The sequence below is a fragment of the Propionicimonas paludicola genome (assembly GCF_002563675.1).
Lineage (GTDB): Bacteria > Actinomycetota > Actinomycetes > Propionibacteriales > Propionibacteriaceae > Propionicimonas > Propionicimonas paludicola.
On the sequence record NZ_PDJC01000001.1, the window covers coordinates 849,312 to 864,870 of the forward strand.

The window sequence follows — 15,559 nt, forward strand, 5'->3', positions numbered from 1 at the left end:
GGCTCGGGCCACCTTGTCCGCTGATCATTGGAGCGCAGTGCTGGAGTTCGAGCTGACGACCGAAGACTTCGTGGCCTTCAGCATCTATGGCGCCCTCAGCGCGCCCGCGGTGCAGAAGCGGAGTGCGCGGCTTCGGATAGGAGCGAGTGCGGCGATGTTCGTCGGTCTCGGCCTGGCCGCTGGTCTCCAGGACGGCTGGCTCTACGGGCTGGTGGCCGGCCTGATCGCTGCCGCGGTGTTCTGGCTGATCTGGCCCCCGTTGTGGGCGTGGTCGACCAAGCGAAACGTGATGCGCCTGGCTGAGTCTGGCGGTCTCGGGAAGCCCGGACCCTGTCGGATCTGGATCGACCAGTACGGCGTGCACGACGCTACCCCGGACGGCACCTCGACGGTCTCGTGGCGGGGTATCGACCGCGTGGAGGAGACTCCGTCGCACGCCTTCATCTTCGTCGGGCCGATCCAGGCCTACGTCATTCCCAAGCGGATCGGGGGCTCGGCTGTGGCCGACTTCCTGGCCGCGGTGAGGGCCGGCCTGGCCACGGCGTGACGGGCCGCGCTGGTGCTCCTCGGGGCGTCGAAGCAGCGCGCCTCGCTCGACGGTGCGGACGGACGGCCGCGATCAGCGGTGCGCGCGGACCCGCACCTGTGCGGGCTGGATCACGCCGAGACGGATCATCAGGACGAGCAGCTGGTAGTTCAGGCTGCGGCGCGCCGATCGGAGCAATCGCGGTAGTCGGGCTGGTGTGGCCCACGGGACCTCGGGGTTCGCGTTCTGCCTCATAAGCCCGAGTCTCGGGCTGCCATCTGTGACCGGGCTGAGGCTGAGCTAAGGCTTGCCCTTGGCGTCCGTATCGGGCACGGCTCGACCTGCCCGCCAGGTCTGCGCCATCGCGCGGGTTCGATCAACTTGGTGGGGCGTCCGTCGGATCGGAAGGCTTTGCCGGCAGTCCGGACGCCCACATTTCGATCGCCGTGTACACCAAGACAAAGAAGAACCAGGGCCAGACGATCACGTGAGGCATGGCAGAATGCTCGCCGCTCCGAGCACAAGGGCGAACTCGAAGAGCAGGAAGATCACCACGAGCACCGCCCAATCGAGCTTCCAATTGTCGCGCCAGTTCAGACCCGCTGGACGGCGCGGTTGGGTGGAGGCCATTCGCGCAACCATCTGGGATGTGAGACTTCCTCGGACGGCGAAGACCAGCAGGAAGACAGGGACGATCTGCGCGAGCAGTTCGCATGTTTGAGGACCGACCATGTCCTCACGGTAGGAGTCGGCTCTGACAGCCGGTGTGCTGGCTCAGCGGGGGAGCTCAAGGACGTCCCCGCGTGCGCGGACCAGGCCGTCGGCCAGCAGGGTGGCGATGGCTCGCTCGCGTTGATCGGCGTCCGGCCAATCGGGGACGATGCTTGCCTGCGGCAGCGCGTTGTCGGCGGCCTGGCGCAGGGCCCGCATCACGGCACCACGAGCCTGGCGGTCGCTGCCTTCGTAGGTGGCTTGGCGTCGGCGGGTGTCGCCGGTGTCGGGCCTTCCGGCGGCCAGCCACTGGCACTGGTCTGCGATCGGACAGGCCTCGCAGCGCGGGTTGCGGGCGGTGCAGATCAGCGCGCCGAGCTCCATGGTGGCGGCGTTGAAGGCGGCGGCATCGTCCGGTTCGTCGGGCAGCAGGGCATCCATCTCGACCAGGTCGCGGGGCGAGGCTGGCCCGGGCTGGCTGCGTCCGTGTTGGGCGCGGGCGATCACCCGACGCGTGTTGATGTCGACCACCGGCTCCCGCTGCCCGTAGGCGAAGACCGCCACGGCCCGCGCGGTGTAGTCGCCGATGCCGGTGAGGCTGAGCAGCTCGTCCACGTCGGACGGCACCTGTCCGCCGAAGCGATCCCGGATCTCGACCGCGGCCCGGTGCAGCCACAGCGCCCGGCGCGGATAGCCCAGGTTCGCCCACTGAGTGAGCGCCTCAGCCGCAGGCTCGTCGGCCAGCGCGGACGGGGTTGGCCACCGCTCCAGCCACGCCTGAAGGTGCGGGATCACCCGGTTCACCGGGGTCTGCTGCAGCATGAACTCGCTGACCAGCACGCCCCACGCGCTGAACCCGTCCTGCCGCCACGGCAGTTCGCGCGCATTGGCGGCGTACCACTCGATGAGCGCCGGGGCGAGGTTGGGCACGGGGGAAGTGTAGGCAACGGTACGGCGGGGCGGCGTCGGTGGTGGTGCCGCAGGTTGGGGGCGTGGGGCTGAGCGCACACCGCCATGCTGGTGACCCTGGAGGTTCCTGGTGGATTGGAGGTTCAATTGTCGGCAGCGCATAATCCCGAACCGTCGGCTGCTCTCGGGGCGCAGCCTGTTTCGCATTTTCGGAAAGGAGTTGCGTCAGGAAGGCCTTTCATGTGAGCGGCGTCCTTTATGGCCGTCCACGACCTGTTGCAAGACGCGCGCATTCATCCGTAAATGCGCTCCGGACGTCCACGAATTGCCTGTCGTTGGCCAACTCATGCGCGCATCGGGGTGAGGAAGCGGGTGTGGGTGCGTGGCCGCTGGGTGGGGTCGGCGCGCCGGGGCGGGATGATCTCCGCTCGGCCGTCGGCTCGCAGTCGTACCTGCCAGCGATCGGCGGTCGGGTCGTGGCCCGGTTCGATGATGCCGTGGTGGTGCGCACAGACCAGGACGAGGTTTTCGAGTGACGTACTTCCGCCTGCCCACCAGGGGGTGATGTGGTGGGCGTGGCAGTCCTGAGGCGGCTTGTCGCAGCCGGGGAACACGCATCCGCCGTCGCGGAGTTCGAGGGCTGCTCTGATCGGGGTGGTGACGAGGCGTTGGGTGCGTCCGACGTCGAGGATTTCGGATGGGCTGCCAAGTACTGCGGGTAACACATCCGCGTCGCATAGCAGTCGCCGCAGGACGCTGGCCGGCACCGGCTCGTTGCTGCCGATCAGGTGTCCGGTGAGCAGCCCGTTGTCCGCGGCGGTTTTGGCGAGTTTGTCGTAGGACAGGGCGATCACGATGCGGGGCCGGTCGCCGCCGTTGGTCGGAGCGAGTGCCTCCTGGCAGTGCCGGTTGACCATCGTGACCAGCGCGTCGGCTCGGCGCATGGTGGGGGTGACAAGCTCTGCGAGTGGATCTCGGGCTTCGAGGGAGGCGCGTTTGTCGGCTGCGGCGTAGGCGTCGATGATCCGAATGAACGGTTCAGCATCGGCTACTGGCAGGCTGCCACGGATGTGGACGTTGCCGTGTCCGTCGCCGAAGAACTCCAGATAGCGGCGGGCACGAGCTGCCCGCTCCTGCCGCTCAAGCCTGGCAGCTTCGAGAGTGTCGGCGGTGTCGGGGGCGAGTACTTCGACTAGGTGTGTGGTGAGCCGGCGCAGGGCGGCAGCGTCGTGGCTGGCCGCGAAGCCAACCATCATTTCTTGGCCTTGGACGAGGGTGGCCTGGTCGAACTCTCGGGGCAGGTCGGCGAGCACCGACGTGATCGCCTCAGCCTGCGAAGGCAACACCGCCCCTGCGGCAGCCGCGGCTCCAACAATCTGGAACTGGGCGAGTCCTTGTCCGGCTTTGACGAGTCGTCTGGCCTCGCGCGGGGTGAGTTGGGCCGCGTCAGTGAGCCAGGTTGTGGTCGAGGTGCAGTACTCCCGACAGGCCGCCTCCGTCGCTTCGATCCGGGCGGCGAGTTGCTGCTGCCAAGCCTGGAGCCGGGCATCCAGCCGCAGCGCGTCCAACAGCTGGGCGAGCTGTTCGGCATCGGACGGCAGCCGCAGCCGATCATCGGTGAGAGCATCGAGAGCAGCACCAATAACGGCAAACAACTGGCCATCAGTCAGCTCAGTGAAGCTCTCATCCATAACCCCACACTAAACCGCACCACTGACAGTTTTGTCGGCCTCTCCGCCCGTTAGTGGAGTTCCAGAAAAGTCGTACAGATGGTTACTGGGGAGACGATTCCGAATTAAGGAGATACGTGCTCCGGAGATGACCGCACGCGTACTTTTCGCAGCAGGGCAGACGGACCGACCGATGCGCAGATTGCTGGGATCTGCCTCGTCGGCGGTCGCAGGTTGGACACCCGCAACGTCCGCGGCTCCGAGGCGGTCGCCGGCGTGAGCGCGGTGGACCCCTTGGCCTGATCTGCTGCGTGCCGATGTGATCGGCTTCGACAGGCTTAGCCAACGAGTCGGGCTTCAGGCTCATCAACCGGCGCGGACGGAGTTGGCCACCGCTCCAGTCACGCGCGAGATCGCGTGACCACCCGGCTCACCGGCGTCTGCTGCAGCATGAACTCGCTGACCAGGACGCCCCACGCGCTGAACCCGTGCTGCCGCCACGGGAGAATGCGTGCATTGGCGGCGTAACACTCGATGAGCGCCGGGGTGAGACGGATCACTCGTGGAGTGTAGGGTGCGAGGGAGGCCCGGCCTCCTGTTACTCAACCCCGATGCCAGCGCGGCGAGTTCGGCGTTGGCGGCGTCAGTGATGTCACGCGCCGCCTTCAGCGGGCAGACACTCATCGCCAGGAGTCCGCCGCTCTCGGTTCGCCAGGTCCGGAGCATGTTGGTGGTCTGGCTGCCATGCGCGCCAGCTTGAGGACCGGGCTGATTGCAGGCGGTGACAGGGCAAGTGGGGAGGGGGCCGGGTTCCACCCCGACCCCCTCGCGGCGACATCGCACTCTGGACTCACCTCCACCCGGACACTCTTCCCGGATGCCAGTGCAGAGCGACTGTCCTCGACCTGGCAGGCTCGGACTCAGTGCCGCCTGCATGAGGCTGTAGGCTTCGGACGAGCTAGGACACCTACCCCTAACTCGAAGACGAGGCCGCGACCTCTCTGCCGCACAGGCTACTCCTTACCCAGAGCAGTATCCAGGCCTGGCTACGGTATCTGCTTCGCGTTGAGTCGAAATGAGAGGTTATCTCGAACATAGTAGTATGCTTAAGTCGATGTAGCTGAGAGGTTGTTGCAATGTTGCTCGGCCCCTAGATGCGCTAACTAAGAAGGACTCATCAATTACCTGGCAAAGCGGACGCAGGAGGTGGCATCGTGACAAGGGTTGAAGACGTGCTTGCGGGTTGGGCGCGACCCGCCTCGAGACCTCAAGCGCCGGTCCAGTACCGAGAGCTGAAGATCATCGAGCCGACGCTAACCGAAGGGTCGGCGGAGGTCGTTCGGGCGTTGTCCGAGAGCAGTGGAAAGCGAGTCGATACACCGGTTCGTAACTCGTTCGTTCGTTCGGTCGATGGCCAGCTGCCGCCCTTGGCAGCTCTTGCCTCTCGCGGGGGTAAGGGTGGGTCTGCGGTGGCAATGAAGCTCTATTTGGCGCTCATATGGAGGTGCTCGCGGGAGCCATTCGTCACTCAGGCGCCAAACCGAACCTGGGCACAGCTTCTTGACCTCCCCGACCCGAGCCGTCGAGGGGCTCGCAGAGTCAAGGACGCTCTCGCCACTCTCCATGAGTTGGGGCTCGTGGGGCTGACGCCTGTTCGGGGGCTGCCTACCATCGTGGCGTTGCTGAGCGAGGACGGGCGAGGCCGTGCGTACACGGTGCCCTCCGATGCATACCGGCAGGCCAGGTCGCAGAGGACGCGCGAGCGCCATCAGTACTTCAAGGTGCCCCAGCCGCTATGGGTGAGCGGCCATATGCAAGGCCTTAGTGCTGCGGGCGTCGTTATGCTCCTGATACTTCTGGAGGAGTCGCGTGAGGCCGGCACGGCTCAGTGGTGGAGCGTAGATACATTCACCCGAAGGTTTGGAGTGAGCAAGGATGTCCGCGCGCGTGGAACGAAGGAACTGGTGGCGCGGCAGCTCCTGACTGTGCGAAGAATGAGTCTTCCCCCATCGCCGGGCACCTCCAACCCGTTTGGTCAAGATTTGGTGCGTAACACCTATGAACTCATCGGTGAGGCGACGCCCACATAGGTGAGGTGTCTTCCGACTGCGCCAGCACATCTGTTACGCGACGCTTGTCAGCTAGCCTGGCTCAAAAGGCCGGATGGCCATTCCGTTGCGGTGCGTAAACGCAAAGATGCATCAACCAGTGTGCCGGGTGTCTACTTGGGTGTTTGGTGGGCTGCGCGTCGTGGAGGCAAGGTTGCGCCGGGGACGTCGTCTCGTCAGGCCGCCCATGCCTGAATGAGCTGAATGCTATCAGTTACGCGCGTCAACCCTCGTCGCGCGGGGACGAGTGACTTGCGGAGTGGAACGGAGAACAACTCTGCGGGTCTCATTGAATCCAAAAGCCCTATCAACTGATCACGTACCTCGGTCAGGTCTGACAGTGGCGCAACCATGTCAGTGTATGCCTTAGATAGCCCCGTGGACTCCGGTGCTGATCCAACAATGTAACGGAGTCTTTGCATCGCAGAGTCGAGTTCTGCTGTCGCTGTGAACATTTGCTGGCCCGCGCTTTCAACTTCCTTGGCTGGTCCTCCAAACGCGTGGGCCGCCCGCATGGACCACAGCTGAATCTCCTTCGCAGAAGCGGTGGGGGGCAACGCTCCGACGCTTCTCGCACCGTTGCCCAGTGCTTCTATGGCAGGTGCCATCGCTTCCGCCGCCGTGGTCATAGTGGCGAAGCCGGCGTTCATGAGTTCCATTATCTCGAAGAGCCCGAGCGACTCGTCGTCCTCTTCATCCTCGTCCGCCGTCTCGCTGTCGGTCATTGCGCCGCCAAGTTGATCCGGGGACAGTGTGGCGAGCCGGCTTTCGGCAGCTTGGTAGGACTGAACGAAGCGGTCTGCCAACCGAGCCATCGTGCGCTTCCACTCGGACGAACCTCGGTCAGAGAGCACCGCCTCCTCGATGTTCTCCCACTGGCGCTCGGCTGAGACTCTCACAATCTGATCCGGCGAGTCATCGTGAAAAACGACGGGCGCCTTCAAGACCAACACGGGTAGGAGGAGTTCGGTGACCCCCAGCGTCCGGGCGTTCGAGTAAAATCGGTTAAACTCCATTCGGCAATTGGGGCTGTCGAGGTAGGCGGCGCTGAGGAGGGGGATGAATACTGTTGCACCCAGAATTTCGCTTGTGAGGCGCTCTTTCCAGATATCGCCCCACTGTATGTCGTCCTGGTCAACGAATGCGCGTACTTGCCGCCCCACCTTAGCGTAAACCAGGTGGGAAAGAAGTTCCTTGAATGGTCGAACCATGTTGAACGCGGCATCGTCGGCACGAGCGTAACTCAGGAACACCTTGATTCCCTCATCAATCGCGATGGGCGCTGCAACTCGATCGGGCTGCAGGGGTTGGGGGGTCACGTTTCGTGTCTGCTGGCTCACCGGCAATTGGCGGGTGTTTCCGCGCCCCTTCTTGTGGCTGCTGGACAATGCGCGCCTGCTCTCGCTCGCTGTTGATGGAATCTTACGCAATGAAGGCGGACAATCTCGAGGGCTGGGCGGTTTCCCATCCTTCGGCCGGGGTTGGCGAGAGGAGCTCTCGGTGGTCATCTGATCCCGCCCTATCGACGTGGGCTGGCAGAGCGTGCAGCTGCTGGCAGCGGGGCGTCCCAGCCGACGCTGGAGACGAGGAAGCGTGGCATCCTGGCCATGAGCGATGAAGTGTTCCGCGTTGATCGGGTCCAGGTGGCACGGGATCGCGCGCCACGGAGGCCGCGGTCGAGTTGAGGTATCTCGAGATGGGTCCCTCGAGTCGGGAGCGCAGGACGCAGGGGCTCTCATGTATCGCGAGCCGCGGAAGTGGCGTTTTCGAGGATCACTGTGGGCAGGTGGCGTCGGCAGGCGCAGTCAGGGGGCTTGCGCAAGCGCTCGGCGGCGCTGGGTCTGCCATCACAGCTCGTCACCCGCCAGAGACCGGATCTGTCGGCGGAGATGGGGGGTGTGCTGCTCGCTGCGGTCTCGCTCCAGGCCTTTCGCGGCACCAAGAAGTCGGCGGGCGCTTGCGTGGGTGCACCATGTGGACGGCTCTCCTTGAGGCGTTGTAGTCCGAGAGGGAAGTGGTCACGACGGGCCCGTGTCTGGCGTGTGTGCCGAGCTCAGCGGCAGTGGGGAGGCCAGTTTCTGGCTGGCCAAGACCGGCACAGGGTCATTCGAGGCTGACTGTCTGTACCGCGTTGGTGTTGGCGTCGACAACGAAGGCGGTGCGGGTCGCGGGATCGACCGCCACGGATTGCGCATCGATGGCGAGGTCGATCGAGCGTGACTTCGCGGTCATGAGGTTCTGCTCGCGCAGCTGCGAGCCCTGGACGACATAGAGGCGCTGCCGCTTGGAGTCCACGGCGATGCCTCCTGGCCCGGCGTACTTGGTGGCGGATTGCCTGAGAGACCTCGAGTCGAAGCTGTAGAGGACTCCCGCAGAGTTGTTGGCGTAGATCTTATGTTCGTCCGTGTCGACCGTGATCAACGCACCCGCGTAAGCCTTCAGGTCGGACAGCCGGCGACCCGAAGCGATGGCGTAGGTGCGAATGGTTCCGTCTTCGTGGCTGATGAAGAGCCGTCCAGCCGATTTGTCTACGGCGATGTCTAGCACCTCGTGTCCGGCCGCGAAGGTCGCGATCGTTGCCTTGGTCTTGAGGCTGATCGCGTAGACCTTCTTGCCATCCCGGTCCGCGACGTACAGTGTGGACCCTCCGATGGCGACGCTGACCGGCTTTCCGGGGGTGTCGATCGTGTCCACGACAGACCTCGTCGCAATGTCGATCACTGACACATCGCCACTGACGTAGTTGGCTGTGTAGAGCCGTTTGCTGCTGGAGTCGAGAGCGACATCTAGCGGCTGCTCGCCGAGGCCTGCGATGCCGAACGCAGCCTTCGTCGACGGGGATGCCCCCAGGATGGGCAGCACAGATCGCGTGGGTGAGGTCGTAGCGGCGCCGACCATGCTGCCTAGCACGATGACACCGATCGGCAACAACATGAGGACGCCGAGCATTGCCGCGACGAGGCCGAGTGCGGCCTGGCGTTGACCGCGACGCCGGCGAGCACGCTGGCGATGGGTAGGGGGCAGCTGCGTCCCTAGCGCTGCTTCGCGGGTGCCGCGGCACCCTGGGAAGCGGACGCAGCCCCAGAAGAGTGCCCCGGTCTGAGGGCCGCGCCGGGCCCGGCGCAACAGCATCGGCGACAGACACACAGGGCAGGCTGGTGCGCCGGACGACGCGGCTGGAGGCGGTGTGGACGGCGCGGGCTCTGTGGCCCCTGTCTGGAGGCAGGCGTTGCCGGTTGCCAAGAGCGACAGAACTGCGGGGCCGTCGAGCAGCTCGGTGCCGCTTTGGCGGGCGAACTCGACAGCCTCTCGGCTGAAGGTGCCTGAGGTGACGACGATGCCCCGGGTCGCACGGTTGGCGACGACGAGCCCGAACAGCTCCCGAACGATCGGTGCGCCGACCTGCCACGCCTTCCAGTGCTTGCACTGCACGAAGATGCGTTCATCTCCACGACTGAGAATCAGATCAATGCCGCCGTCCGCGCCAGGTGATGTCGGCAGAACTGTGAAGCCTTGGGCGCGGTACGCGGCACCGACGAGCTCTTCGAACTGGCGCCAGTCGAGCTGGCGCAGCAAGTCCAGACCGGCGGTGGTCGGGGCACCCACGCCCGAGACGGGCGCACTGCGGGTGCCGCCAGCTTCTTGGTCGGTCACGGGGCACCGCCCATCGAACCCGTGCGACAGCCAGCGCGGGGGCGGGTGATACTCATGATCTCCTTGGGGTCGGCCCTTCCATCTTGCCGCTTGGGCAGTGGTTGTGCAGTCGCCCGTAGGGGAGCGTTTTGTACGACTTCGCCGCCGAGCTTGGAGTTGAAGCCCTGCTGTTGGCAGCGTTCGTGTTCGGCGAAGCTGAGCCCGAGATCGGACTTGTCGAAGCGCACGACAACAGTGCCCGCAGGTTCAGCCGGCCATCGTGACCGGGGTGGAGTCTTCGACGTAGATGACGGCGTCCCACGCCTGGGCGGGAACAACCTGGACGCTGTGCAGGGGCGGCAGGAACGCGTACCAGCCGACGAACTGCTCGCCTGCGCTCGCCATCAGGGTGGGGCTCTGGACGACGTCGGCGTTCGGACCCCGAGCGTCCGCCAACTCCAGGTAGCCGACTGACGTGCCAGCGAACATGCCGCGGTAGGCGGAGTCGACGGTGAACGAGAACTCCTCGCGGCGGTCGCGGTCACCGGAGAGGAAGCGGACGTGGTGGGCGTCGGTGCCGATCACCCGGTAGCTGTCGCCATAGGCCGCTGCGGCCAACAAGCCCAGCGTCGGGGAACCGGCAGCCGTTGCCTGGCCGGCCCGGTCTACGTGGCCGTCGTGGGCGAACAGGAGAGTGTGGGACCGTCCGGTTCGGGCTCCGCGGTCGACCAGCCAGCGCAGGTTGTCGAACATGAGGCGGTCTCGGGCCGGGCCGCTCCAGTTTGCGGCCAGCGTCCGATCCTGCAGCAGCACCTGGGTCGCATGCAGAGCGTCGCTGGCCGCCTCGGTGCCGTCGTCGGCGGCCGTGATCGCCGCTGCCAGCTCGTTGATGGCTGCAGGTACCTCGGCGGCGACCTCGTTGCCGAGCCTGGTCTGGTCGGTCAAGCTGCTGAGGCGCTTGGCCAAGGTGCGAGCCTTCTCGGGCTCGCGGGTGGCCAGCCAGTTGAGAGCCAGCGCCTTGTCCGCATCGGGACGCTGGACGTCCACCCCGACGAAACGCACCCGCTGCTCCTCGTTGCGGCCGACGTTGTAATTGCGAGCCCAGCTCAGCAGCTCGGCCATCTCGCGGGTGCGGCTGATCGCGTAGCCGAAGCGGTGCAGGGCCTCCTCGACGGTGCCCGAGCCGCCTTGCACCCACGCATCGACGGCCGCGACGCAGCCGAAGTCCTCTTCCAAGGCCACGGTGGTGAAGCCGGCACCGACCGTGCGCTGGAGGAGGTCGAGGCGCAGGGTCTGGAACTCATGCGTCCCGTGCGTTGCCTCCCCGAGGGCGAGGACGGTGGCCGAGGTCATCCGCTCAGACAGCGTGGCCTGAGCGAACTCGACGGCCTGAGGCACGCCGACCGGACGGCTCGTCCAGGCAGACCAGCCAACGACTGCGGTAGCCAGACAGAGGACTGCGGCTAGTGCAATGAACCAGCGGCGATGAGTGAGCGGCTTGCGCATGACGGTTCTCCCTTGTGGCGGTGTGGTGGACGGGTTCAACTGAGGTCACCGCGGAGCAGCCGAACCGTCCCGATCACGCCGGGCACCACCACCCAGACGAGCACGGAGGTAGCCAGTTTGGCGATCGCCGGACCCATCGGTTCGACCAGCAGTGCGGCGGCGGCACCCTGGTCGAGGTAGTCGAGTACTGCGGTGGACGCCGGGCTGGCCGTCGACACCATGGACGAGACCATCGGCCAGACCAGCAGAATCACCAGGGGAGCGGGCGCGTTGCGGACGGCCAACCCGAAGGCGAGGCCCGCGCAGGCCATCAGTGCGCTCGTGGCCGTGAACACCGCTAGCCGAGGCAGATCCATGGTCCAAGGCAGGTGGCGGCCGGTCATCAGCGGCGCCACCTGCATGACCAGGGCGGCCGCGATCACCGACAGGACGGTCAGCGCCAGCGTCATCACCAGGATCACAGCGACCTTGGCAGCCAGCACCTCGCCGCGCCTCGGGTTCAGAGTGAAGGTGACCGCGGCCGTCCGGGTGGTGAACTCCGAGGTGATGAGCAAAACGGCCATCACCATCAAGACGATTCCGCCGGGGGTTCCGGCCAGCCGGGCGATCTGGCCGAAGTCGGTGTGCGGGCCTGCGGTCAGGGCGGCCCCGCCGCCGAAGACTCCGGCCAGGACGGCGGCGGACGCGAGGAGCGCCAATGCCGCGCGGGTGTTCACAAGCTTGCGGAACTCCACAGCGAAGGTGCGCAGCATCCTCGGCAGTTGGGCGCTTCTGGACGTAGTGGTGGCGAGTGCGGGTGTGGTCATGTCGGCTTCTTTCGGACGATCAGGCAGCGCGGTCGGAGTCGGAGGTGAGGTGGAAGTAGGCCGCCTCGAGGTCGCGCTCGGAGGACCAGCTGTCCAAGGTCCCGGCGATGCGGCCGGCGCTGATCACGACAACTCGCTCGGCCAGCCGGCTGACCTCGGAGAGCAGATGGCTGCTGAGCAGGACGGTGCCACCGCGGGCAGCGCGGGAGCGGAGCAACTCCGCGAGCCAGCGTTGGCCTTGCGGATCCAGGCCGTTGGCCGGTTCGTCCAGGATCAGAACAGGCGGATCTCCCAGCAGCGCCTGGGCCAGGCCGAGCCGCTGCCGCATGCCCAGCGAGTACGTGCCGACTCGGCGACGGGCCTCTGCCGTCGTCAGGCCGACCTCGGCCAGGACGATGTCGATCCTGGACCTCGAGCAGCCGATCATCAGGCAGGCCATCCGCAGCGTCTCCAGGCCAGTCCGTCCGGGGTGGAAGTTGCCCGCGTCCAACAGGGCTCCAGCGACACGTCCGGGCTCGGCCAAGCTGGAGTAGGTCTGCGCGCCGATGGTGGCTTCGCCGGCGTCCGGACGGACCAGGCCGAGCAGCATCCGCAGGCTGGTCGACTTCCCGGACCCGTTCGGGCCGAGGAAGCCGGTCACCGCCCCCGGACGGGCTTCGAACGACACATCGTCCAAGGCGAGGGTGGCGCCGAAGCGCTTGGTCACGTGGCTGAGGCTGATCATGGGTTCAGCACAACTCAGCCAGGTGGGTCGCGTCATCGGGCGATCGGCCAGCCCGGTCGTAGCCATTCGGACCGACGGCCATAGCCGAAGGTCGCTAACCAGCCCGGTCGCAGACCCATAGCCTGTGGAGGTGACCGATATCGCCGACCTCAGAAGTGAGGACAGCTCGCGCCCGTGGCCCGCCGTCGCGTGGACAGTTGCGGTCCTGGGATGGCTGTACTACATGACCCCGGTCTTCGCCGGACGCGTGGACGGACCGTCCGCGCCGGCGCGGATCGCGCTCATCGCGCTCCCGGGTGTCATCGCCGTGGCGGCTCTGGCCTGGCGCCATCGCCGGCCGTGGGGAGTTGCTCTGCTGATCATGGTCACGCTGTTGCTGTCACCGGCCGGGCTGGGTGCGGCCCTGGTGATTCAGGAGCGGCTCGCTCGCAACGGTGACCGCCGATGGGCCACTCCGCTGGCCGGCGTGGGGATGGTCGTGGCCACCCTCGTCCGGCTTCTGGTGAGCCCGGACGTCGGGCCGTGGCGGATGGCCTCGACGGTGGAACTGTCGCTCTGCGTCATCGGGGTGGTGCTGGCGATGCTGATCGGGTTGCTGCGCACAAGTCAGGTCGAGCTCCAGGAGCAGCGCCTGTCCGCCGAGCTGGCCCGCGCCGACGCGGAGGTGGCTCGGCTGCGGGAGGCGCGGCTCGCTGAGCGAGAGCTGATCGCCCGTGAGATGCACGATGTCGTCGCCCACCGGATCTCGCTGGTGGCGATGCATGCCGGTGCGCTCGGCTATCGCGACGATCTGCTCGGTGATGAAGCCCGCGAGACGGTGAGCCTGATTCAGGCCAATGCGAAGGCTGCCCTGAGTGAGCTGCGGGCAATGCTGACCACGCTGCGTGGCCCGGGGGAGGCGCCGGCCGAGCCGCAGCCCACCTTGGCCGAGCTCGATGCCTTGCTGGCAGATGCCGAAGCCGCTGGCCAGAAGGTCACCCTGTCGAAGGTGGGTGACTTCGGGGCGGTTCCGCAGCGGGTCTCGCGGCACACCTTCCGGATCGTGCAGGAAGGGCTGACCAATGCGCGCAAGCATGCGCCAGGGGTGCCGGTATCGGCTGCGGTAGAGGTCGGCAGCAGCGCGGTACGGGTACGGATCAGCAACCCATTGGCCGACTTGGCCCCGACGGCGCCCGGGGCGGGCCTCGGCCTGCTCGGGGTTGCCGAGCGAGTAGCGCTGGTCGGCGGTAGCGTGACCTACGGAGCGGTGGACGGAGAGGGTTTCGTCCTGGAAGCCGAGCTGCCGATCAAGGAGCCGATGTGATCCGTGTCGCCATCGTCGACGACGACGCCATGGTGCTCACCGGACTTCGGATGATCTTCGGCGGGCCGGTCGACATCGAGGTGGTCGGCCAGGCCGGCGACGGGGCGTCCGCGCTCGCTGTGCTCGACCAACTCGAGGTGGACGTCCTGCTGCTCGACATCCGGATGCCCGGCATGGACGGCTTGGCCACCCTGGCCGCGCTCGCAGAGCGTCCGCGCCGCCCGAAGGTGATCGTGTTGACCACCTTCAACACCGACGACTACGTCTTGCGGGCGCTCGCCCTGGGGGCTGAGGGGTTCTTGCTGAAGGACGCCGACCCGGAACGACTGGTCGATGCCGTGCGCCGCGTGCATGCCGGCGAGCCGATGCTGGCCCCGGAGGTCACCTCGGCTCTGATCGCTGTGGCCACGAAGGCACCGCAGGCGAACACCGTGGCCTCTACCGAGCTCAACAGCCTCACTCCGCGGGAGCGGGAGGTGGCCGTGCTGGTGGCACGAGGGATGACCAACTCGCAGATCGCCACCCGCTTGCAGATGAGTCTTGCCACTGTGAAAGCCAATCTGACCAGGGTGTTCACCAAGCTCGGTGTCGACAACCGGGTGTCGGTGGCCATGGTGGTCCGAGACAGCGAGGCCCGCCCAGGCTGAGTGAGCGGCTTCGCCAGGATCAGCCGCCGGGGGCTTCGACAGGCTCAGCCATCGGGGTTCCTGGGTTGGTCGTCCCGATCCCTGAGCTTGTCGAAGGGATTGATCGCTGGCGTCGACAGGCTCAGCCAGCGACAAGGCTCAGAAGGTGGTCAGCCCCCGGCTGCGAAACACGGCCCGAGCACTCTCGACCTCGGCGGCGGTCGGGGTGCGATTGCCTGCCAGCGCGTAGTCGAGGCCGAGTTCGTCCCACTTCGTGGTGCCGAGCTGGTGGAACGGCAGCACCTCGACGCGGGAGACGCTGCCGAACGACGCGGCGTGGTCGGCGACTCGCTCGACGGTGGCCGGGTCGTCCGTCAGGCCCGGAACCAGGACGAAGCGAACCCAGATCTCGATGCCGAGGGCGGCGACTCGGCGTCCGAACTCCAGGGTGGGCTCAAGCGACCGGCCGGTGACCTGGCGGTAGGTGGCCTCGTCGCCAGCCTTGATGTCCAGCAGGACGAGGTCGACGTCGGCCAGCATGGCGTCGTCGGCGTTGCGCCCCAGGTAGCCGGACGTGTCGATGGCGGTGTGGACGCCGAGCTGCTTGGCTCCGCGCAGGATGCGTCGGGCGAACGCTGGCTGGGCCAGCACCTCGCCGCCGGACAAGGTGATGCCGCCGCCGGTTGCGCGGAAGATGGCGCGATAGCGACCGATCCGCGCGAGCAGGTCGTCGGCGAACACGGGGACGCCGCCGCGGGCGCTCATCGTGTCCGGGTTGTGGCAGTACAGGCAGCGCAGCGGGCAGCCGGCGAGGAACGTGGTCATCCGCGTCCCCGGCCCGTCCACGGCCGTCACCAGCTCCCAGGAGTGCACCGAACCCACCTCGCCGCTGCGCTGGGCGGCGAGCAGCTCGCTGCGCTCAAGGTGCAGCGCGGTGGGCAGCCCGGCCAGGCGTCCGGCCTCCGGCGCCCGCACAGGTCGGAGCGCCGCCCCGGGCTCATACCCCGGGGCGACCTCCAACAGGGTCGAGGCCACGC

General features: G+C 66.7%; 15 protein-coding genes. 4 read left to right on the forward strand and 11 right to left on the reverse strand.

The window, feature by feature from the left end; genetic code table 11:
- Positions 1–13: 13 nt before the first annotated feature.
- The gene (locus tag ATK74_RS03765; RefSeq protein WP_143483552.1) at positions 14–547 is read left to right on the forward strand and encodes a YcxB family protein; all 534 of its coding nucleotides are present in this window, start codon (positions 14–16) and stop codon (positions 545–547) included.
- A 72-nt stretch (positions 548–619) separates the two neighbouring features.
- Here ATK74_RS03765 and ATK74_RS15280 read toward each other — a convergent pair whose 3' ends face one another.
- The 7 genes from ATK74_RS15280 to ATK74_RS03800 form a co-directional block, all read right to left on the reverse strand.
- On the reverse strand, positions 620–781 hold the full coding sequence (locus ATK74_RS15280; protein ID WP_169923718.1) for a hypothetical protein: 162 nt from the start codon (positions 779–781) through the stop codon (positions 620–622).
- 228 nt (positions 782–1,009) lie between these two features.
- On the reverse strand, positions 1,010–1,258 hold the full coding sequence (locus ATK74_RS03770; protein WP_098459790.1) for a hypothetical protein: 249 nt from the start codon (positions 1,256–1,258) through the stop codon (positions 1,010–1,012).
- Between the two features lie 42 nt (positions 1,259–1,300).
- On the reverse strand, positions 1,301–2,167 hold the full coding sequence (locus tag ATK74_RS03775) for an HhH-GPD family protein (protein WP_098459791.1): 867 nt from the start codon (positions 2,165–2,167) through the stop codon (positions 1,301–1,303).
- Between the two features lie 323 nt (positions 2,168–2,490).
- Positions 2,491–3,837 (reverse strand): HNH endonuclease signature motif containing protein, encoded by a 1,347-nt coding sequence (locus tag ATK74_RS03780; RefSeq protein WP_098459792.1) that lies wholly within the window; start codon positions 3,835–3,837, stop codon positions 2,491–2,493.
- Positions 3,838–4,217: 380 nt separating this feature from the next.
- Positions 4,218–4,376, reverse strand: coding sequence for a hypothetical protein (locus ATK74_RS03785; RefSeq protein ID WP_211283276.1), 159 nt, complete (start codon positions 4,374–4,376; stop codon positions 4,218–4,220).
- 1,724 nt (positions 4,377–6,100) lie between these two features.
- On the reverse strand, positions 6,101–7,312 hold the full coding sequence (locus ATK74_RS03795) for a toll/interleukin-1 receptor domain-containing protein (protein ID WP_169923719.1): 1,212 nt from the start codon (positions 7,310–7,312) through the stop codon (positions 6,101–6,103).
- Between the two features lie 715 nt (positions 7,313–8,027).
- A complete protein-coding gene (locus tag ATK74_RS03800) occupies positions 8,028–9,578 on the reverse strand; it encodes a restriction endonuclease (protein ID WP_098459795.1) in 1,551 nt (516 codons plus the stop codon).
- Positions 9,579–9,706: 128 nt separating this feature from the next.
- Between ATK74_RS03800 and ATK74_RS15670 the strand changes: the two genes are divergently transcribed.
- Positions 9,707–9,841 (forward strand): hypothetical protein, encoded by a 135-nt coding sequence (locus ATK74_RS15670; protein ID WP_281255357.1) that lies wholly within the window; start codon positions 9,707–9,709, stop codon positions 9,839–9,841.
- On the opposite strand, the gene ATK74_RS03805 is transcribed toward ATK74_RS15670, so the two are convergent.
- Genes ATK74_RS03805 through ATK74_RS03815 form a run of 3 tightly spaced genes read right to left on the reverse strand, consistent with a single transcriptional unit; the run spans position 9,825 to position 12,575 of the window.
- On the reverse strand, positions 9,825–11,063 hold the full coding sequence (locus ATK74_RS03805; protein ID WP_098459796.1) for an erythromycin esterase family protein: 1,239 nt from the start codon (positions 11,061–11,063) through the stop codon (positions 9,825–9,827). The two genes, ATK74_RS15670 and ATK74_RS03805, sit on opposite strands and share 17 nt — an antisense overlap.
- A 35-nt stretch (positions 11,064–11,098) precedes the next feature.
- Complete coding sequence (locus tag ATK74_RS03810) at positions 11,099–11,869, reverse strand: ABC transporter permease subunit (RefSeq protein ID WP_143483553.1); 771 nt, start codon at positions 11,867–11,869, stop codon at positions 11,099–11,101.
- Positions 11,870–11,888: 19 nt separating this feature from the next.
- The gene (locus tag ATK74_RS03815) at positions 11,889–12,575 is read right to left on the reverse strand and encodes an ABC transporter ATP-binding protein (RefSeq protein ID WP_245840675.1); all 687 of its coding nucleotides are present in this window, start codon (positions 12,573–12,575) and stop codon (positions 11,889–11,891) included.
- A gap of 148 nt (positions 12,576–12,723) precedes the next feature.
- Here ATK74_RS03815 and ATK74_RS03820 point away from each other — a divergent pair, with 148 nt between their 5' ends.
- A complete protein-coding gene (locus ATK74_RS03820; RefSeq protein WP_143483554.1) occupies positions 12,724–13,896 on the forward strand; it encodes an ATP-binding protein in 1,173 nt (390 codons plus the stop codon).
- Positions 13,893–14,543, forward strand: a complete 651-nt coding sequence (locus ATK74_RS03825) for a response regulator (protein WP_098459800.1) — start codon at positions 13,893–13,895, stop codon at positions 14,541–14,543. Before ATK74_RS03820 ends, ATK74_RS03825 begins: the two co-directional genes overlap by 4 nt.
- Before the next feature lie 138 nt (positions 14,544–14,681).
- On the opposite strand, the gene pflA is transcribed toward ATK74_RS03825, so the two are convergent.
- A complete protein-coding gene (pflA, locus tag ATK74_RS03830; RefSeq protein WP_245840678.1) occupies positions 14,682–15,557 on the reverse strand; it encodes a pyruvate formate-lyase-activating protein in 876 nt (291 codons plus the stop codon).
- Positions 15,558–15,559 lie beyond the last annotated feature (2 nt).

What these genes read in the sequence shown, in the direction of transcription:
- ATK74_RS15280 (WP_169923718.1), bottom strand. Translation starts at nt 781, where the DNA reads ATGAGGCAGAACGCGAACCCCGAGGTCCCGTGGGCCACACCAGCCCGA.
- ATK74_RS03770 (WP_098459790.1), bottom strand. Translation starts at nt 1,258, where the DNA reads ATGGTCGGTCCTCAAACATGCGAACTGCTCGCGCAGATCGTCCCTGTC.
- ATK74_RS03780 (WP_098459792.1), bottom strand. Translation starts at nt 3,837, where the DNA reads ATGGATGAGAGCTTCACTGAGCTGACTGATGGCCAGTTGTTTGCCGTT.
- ATK74_RS03805 (WP_098459796.1), bottom strand. Translation starts at nt 11,063, where the DNA reads ATGCGCAAGCCGCTCACTCATCGCCGCTGGTTCATTGCACTAGCCGCA.
- ATK74_RS03810 (WP_143483553.1), bottom strand. Translation starts at nt 11,869, where the DNA reads ATGACCACACCCGCACTCGCCACCACTACGTCCAGAAGCGCCCAACTG.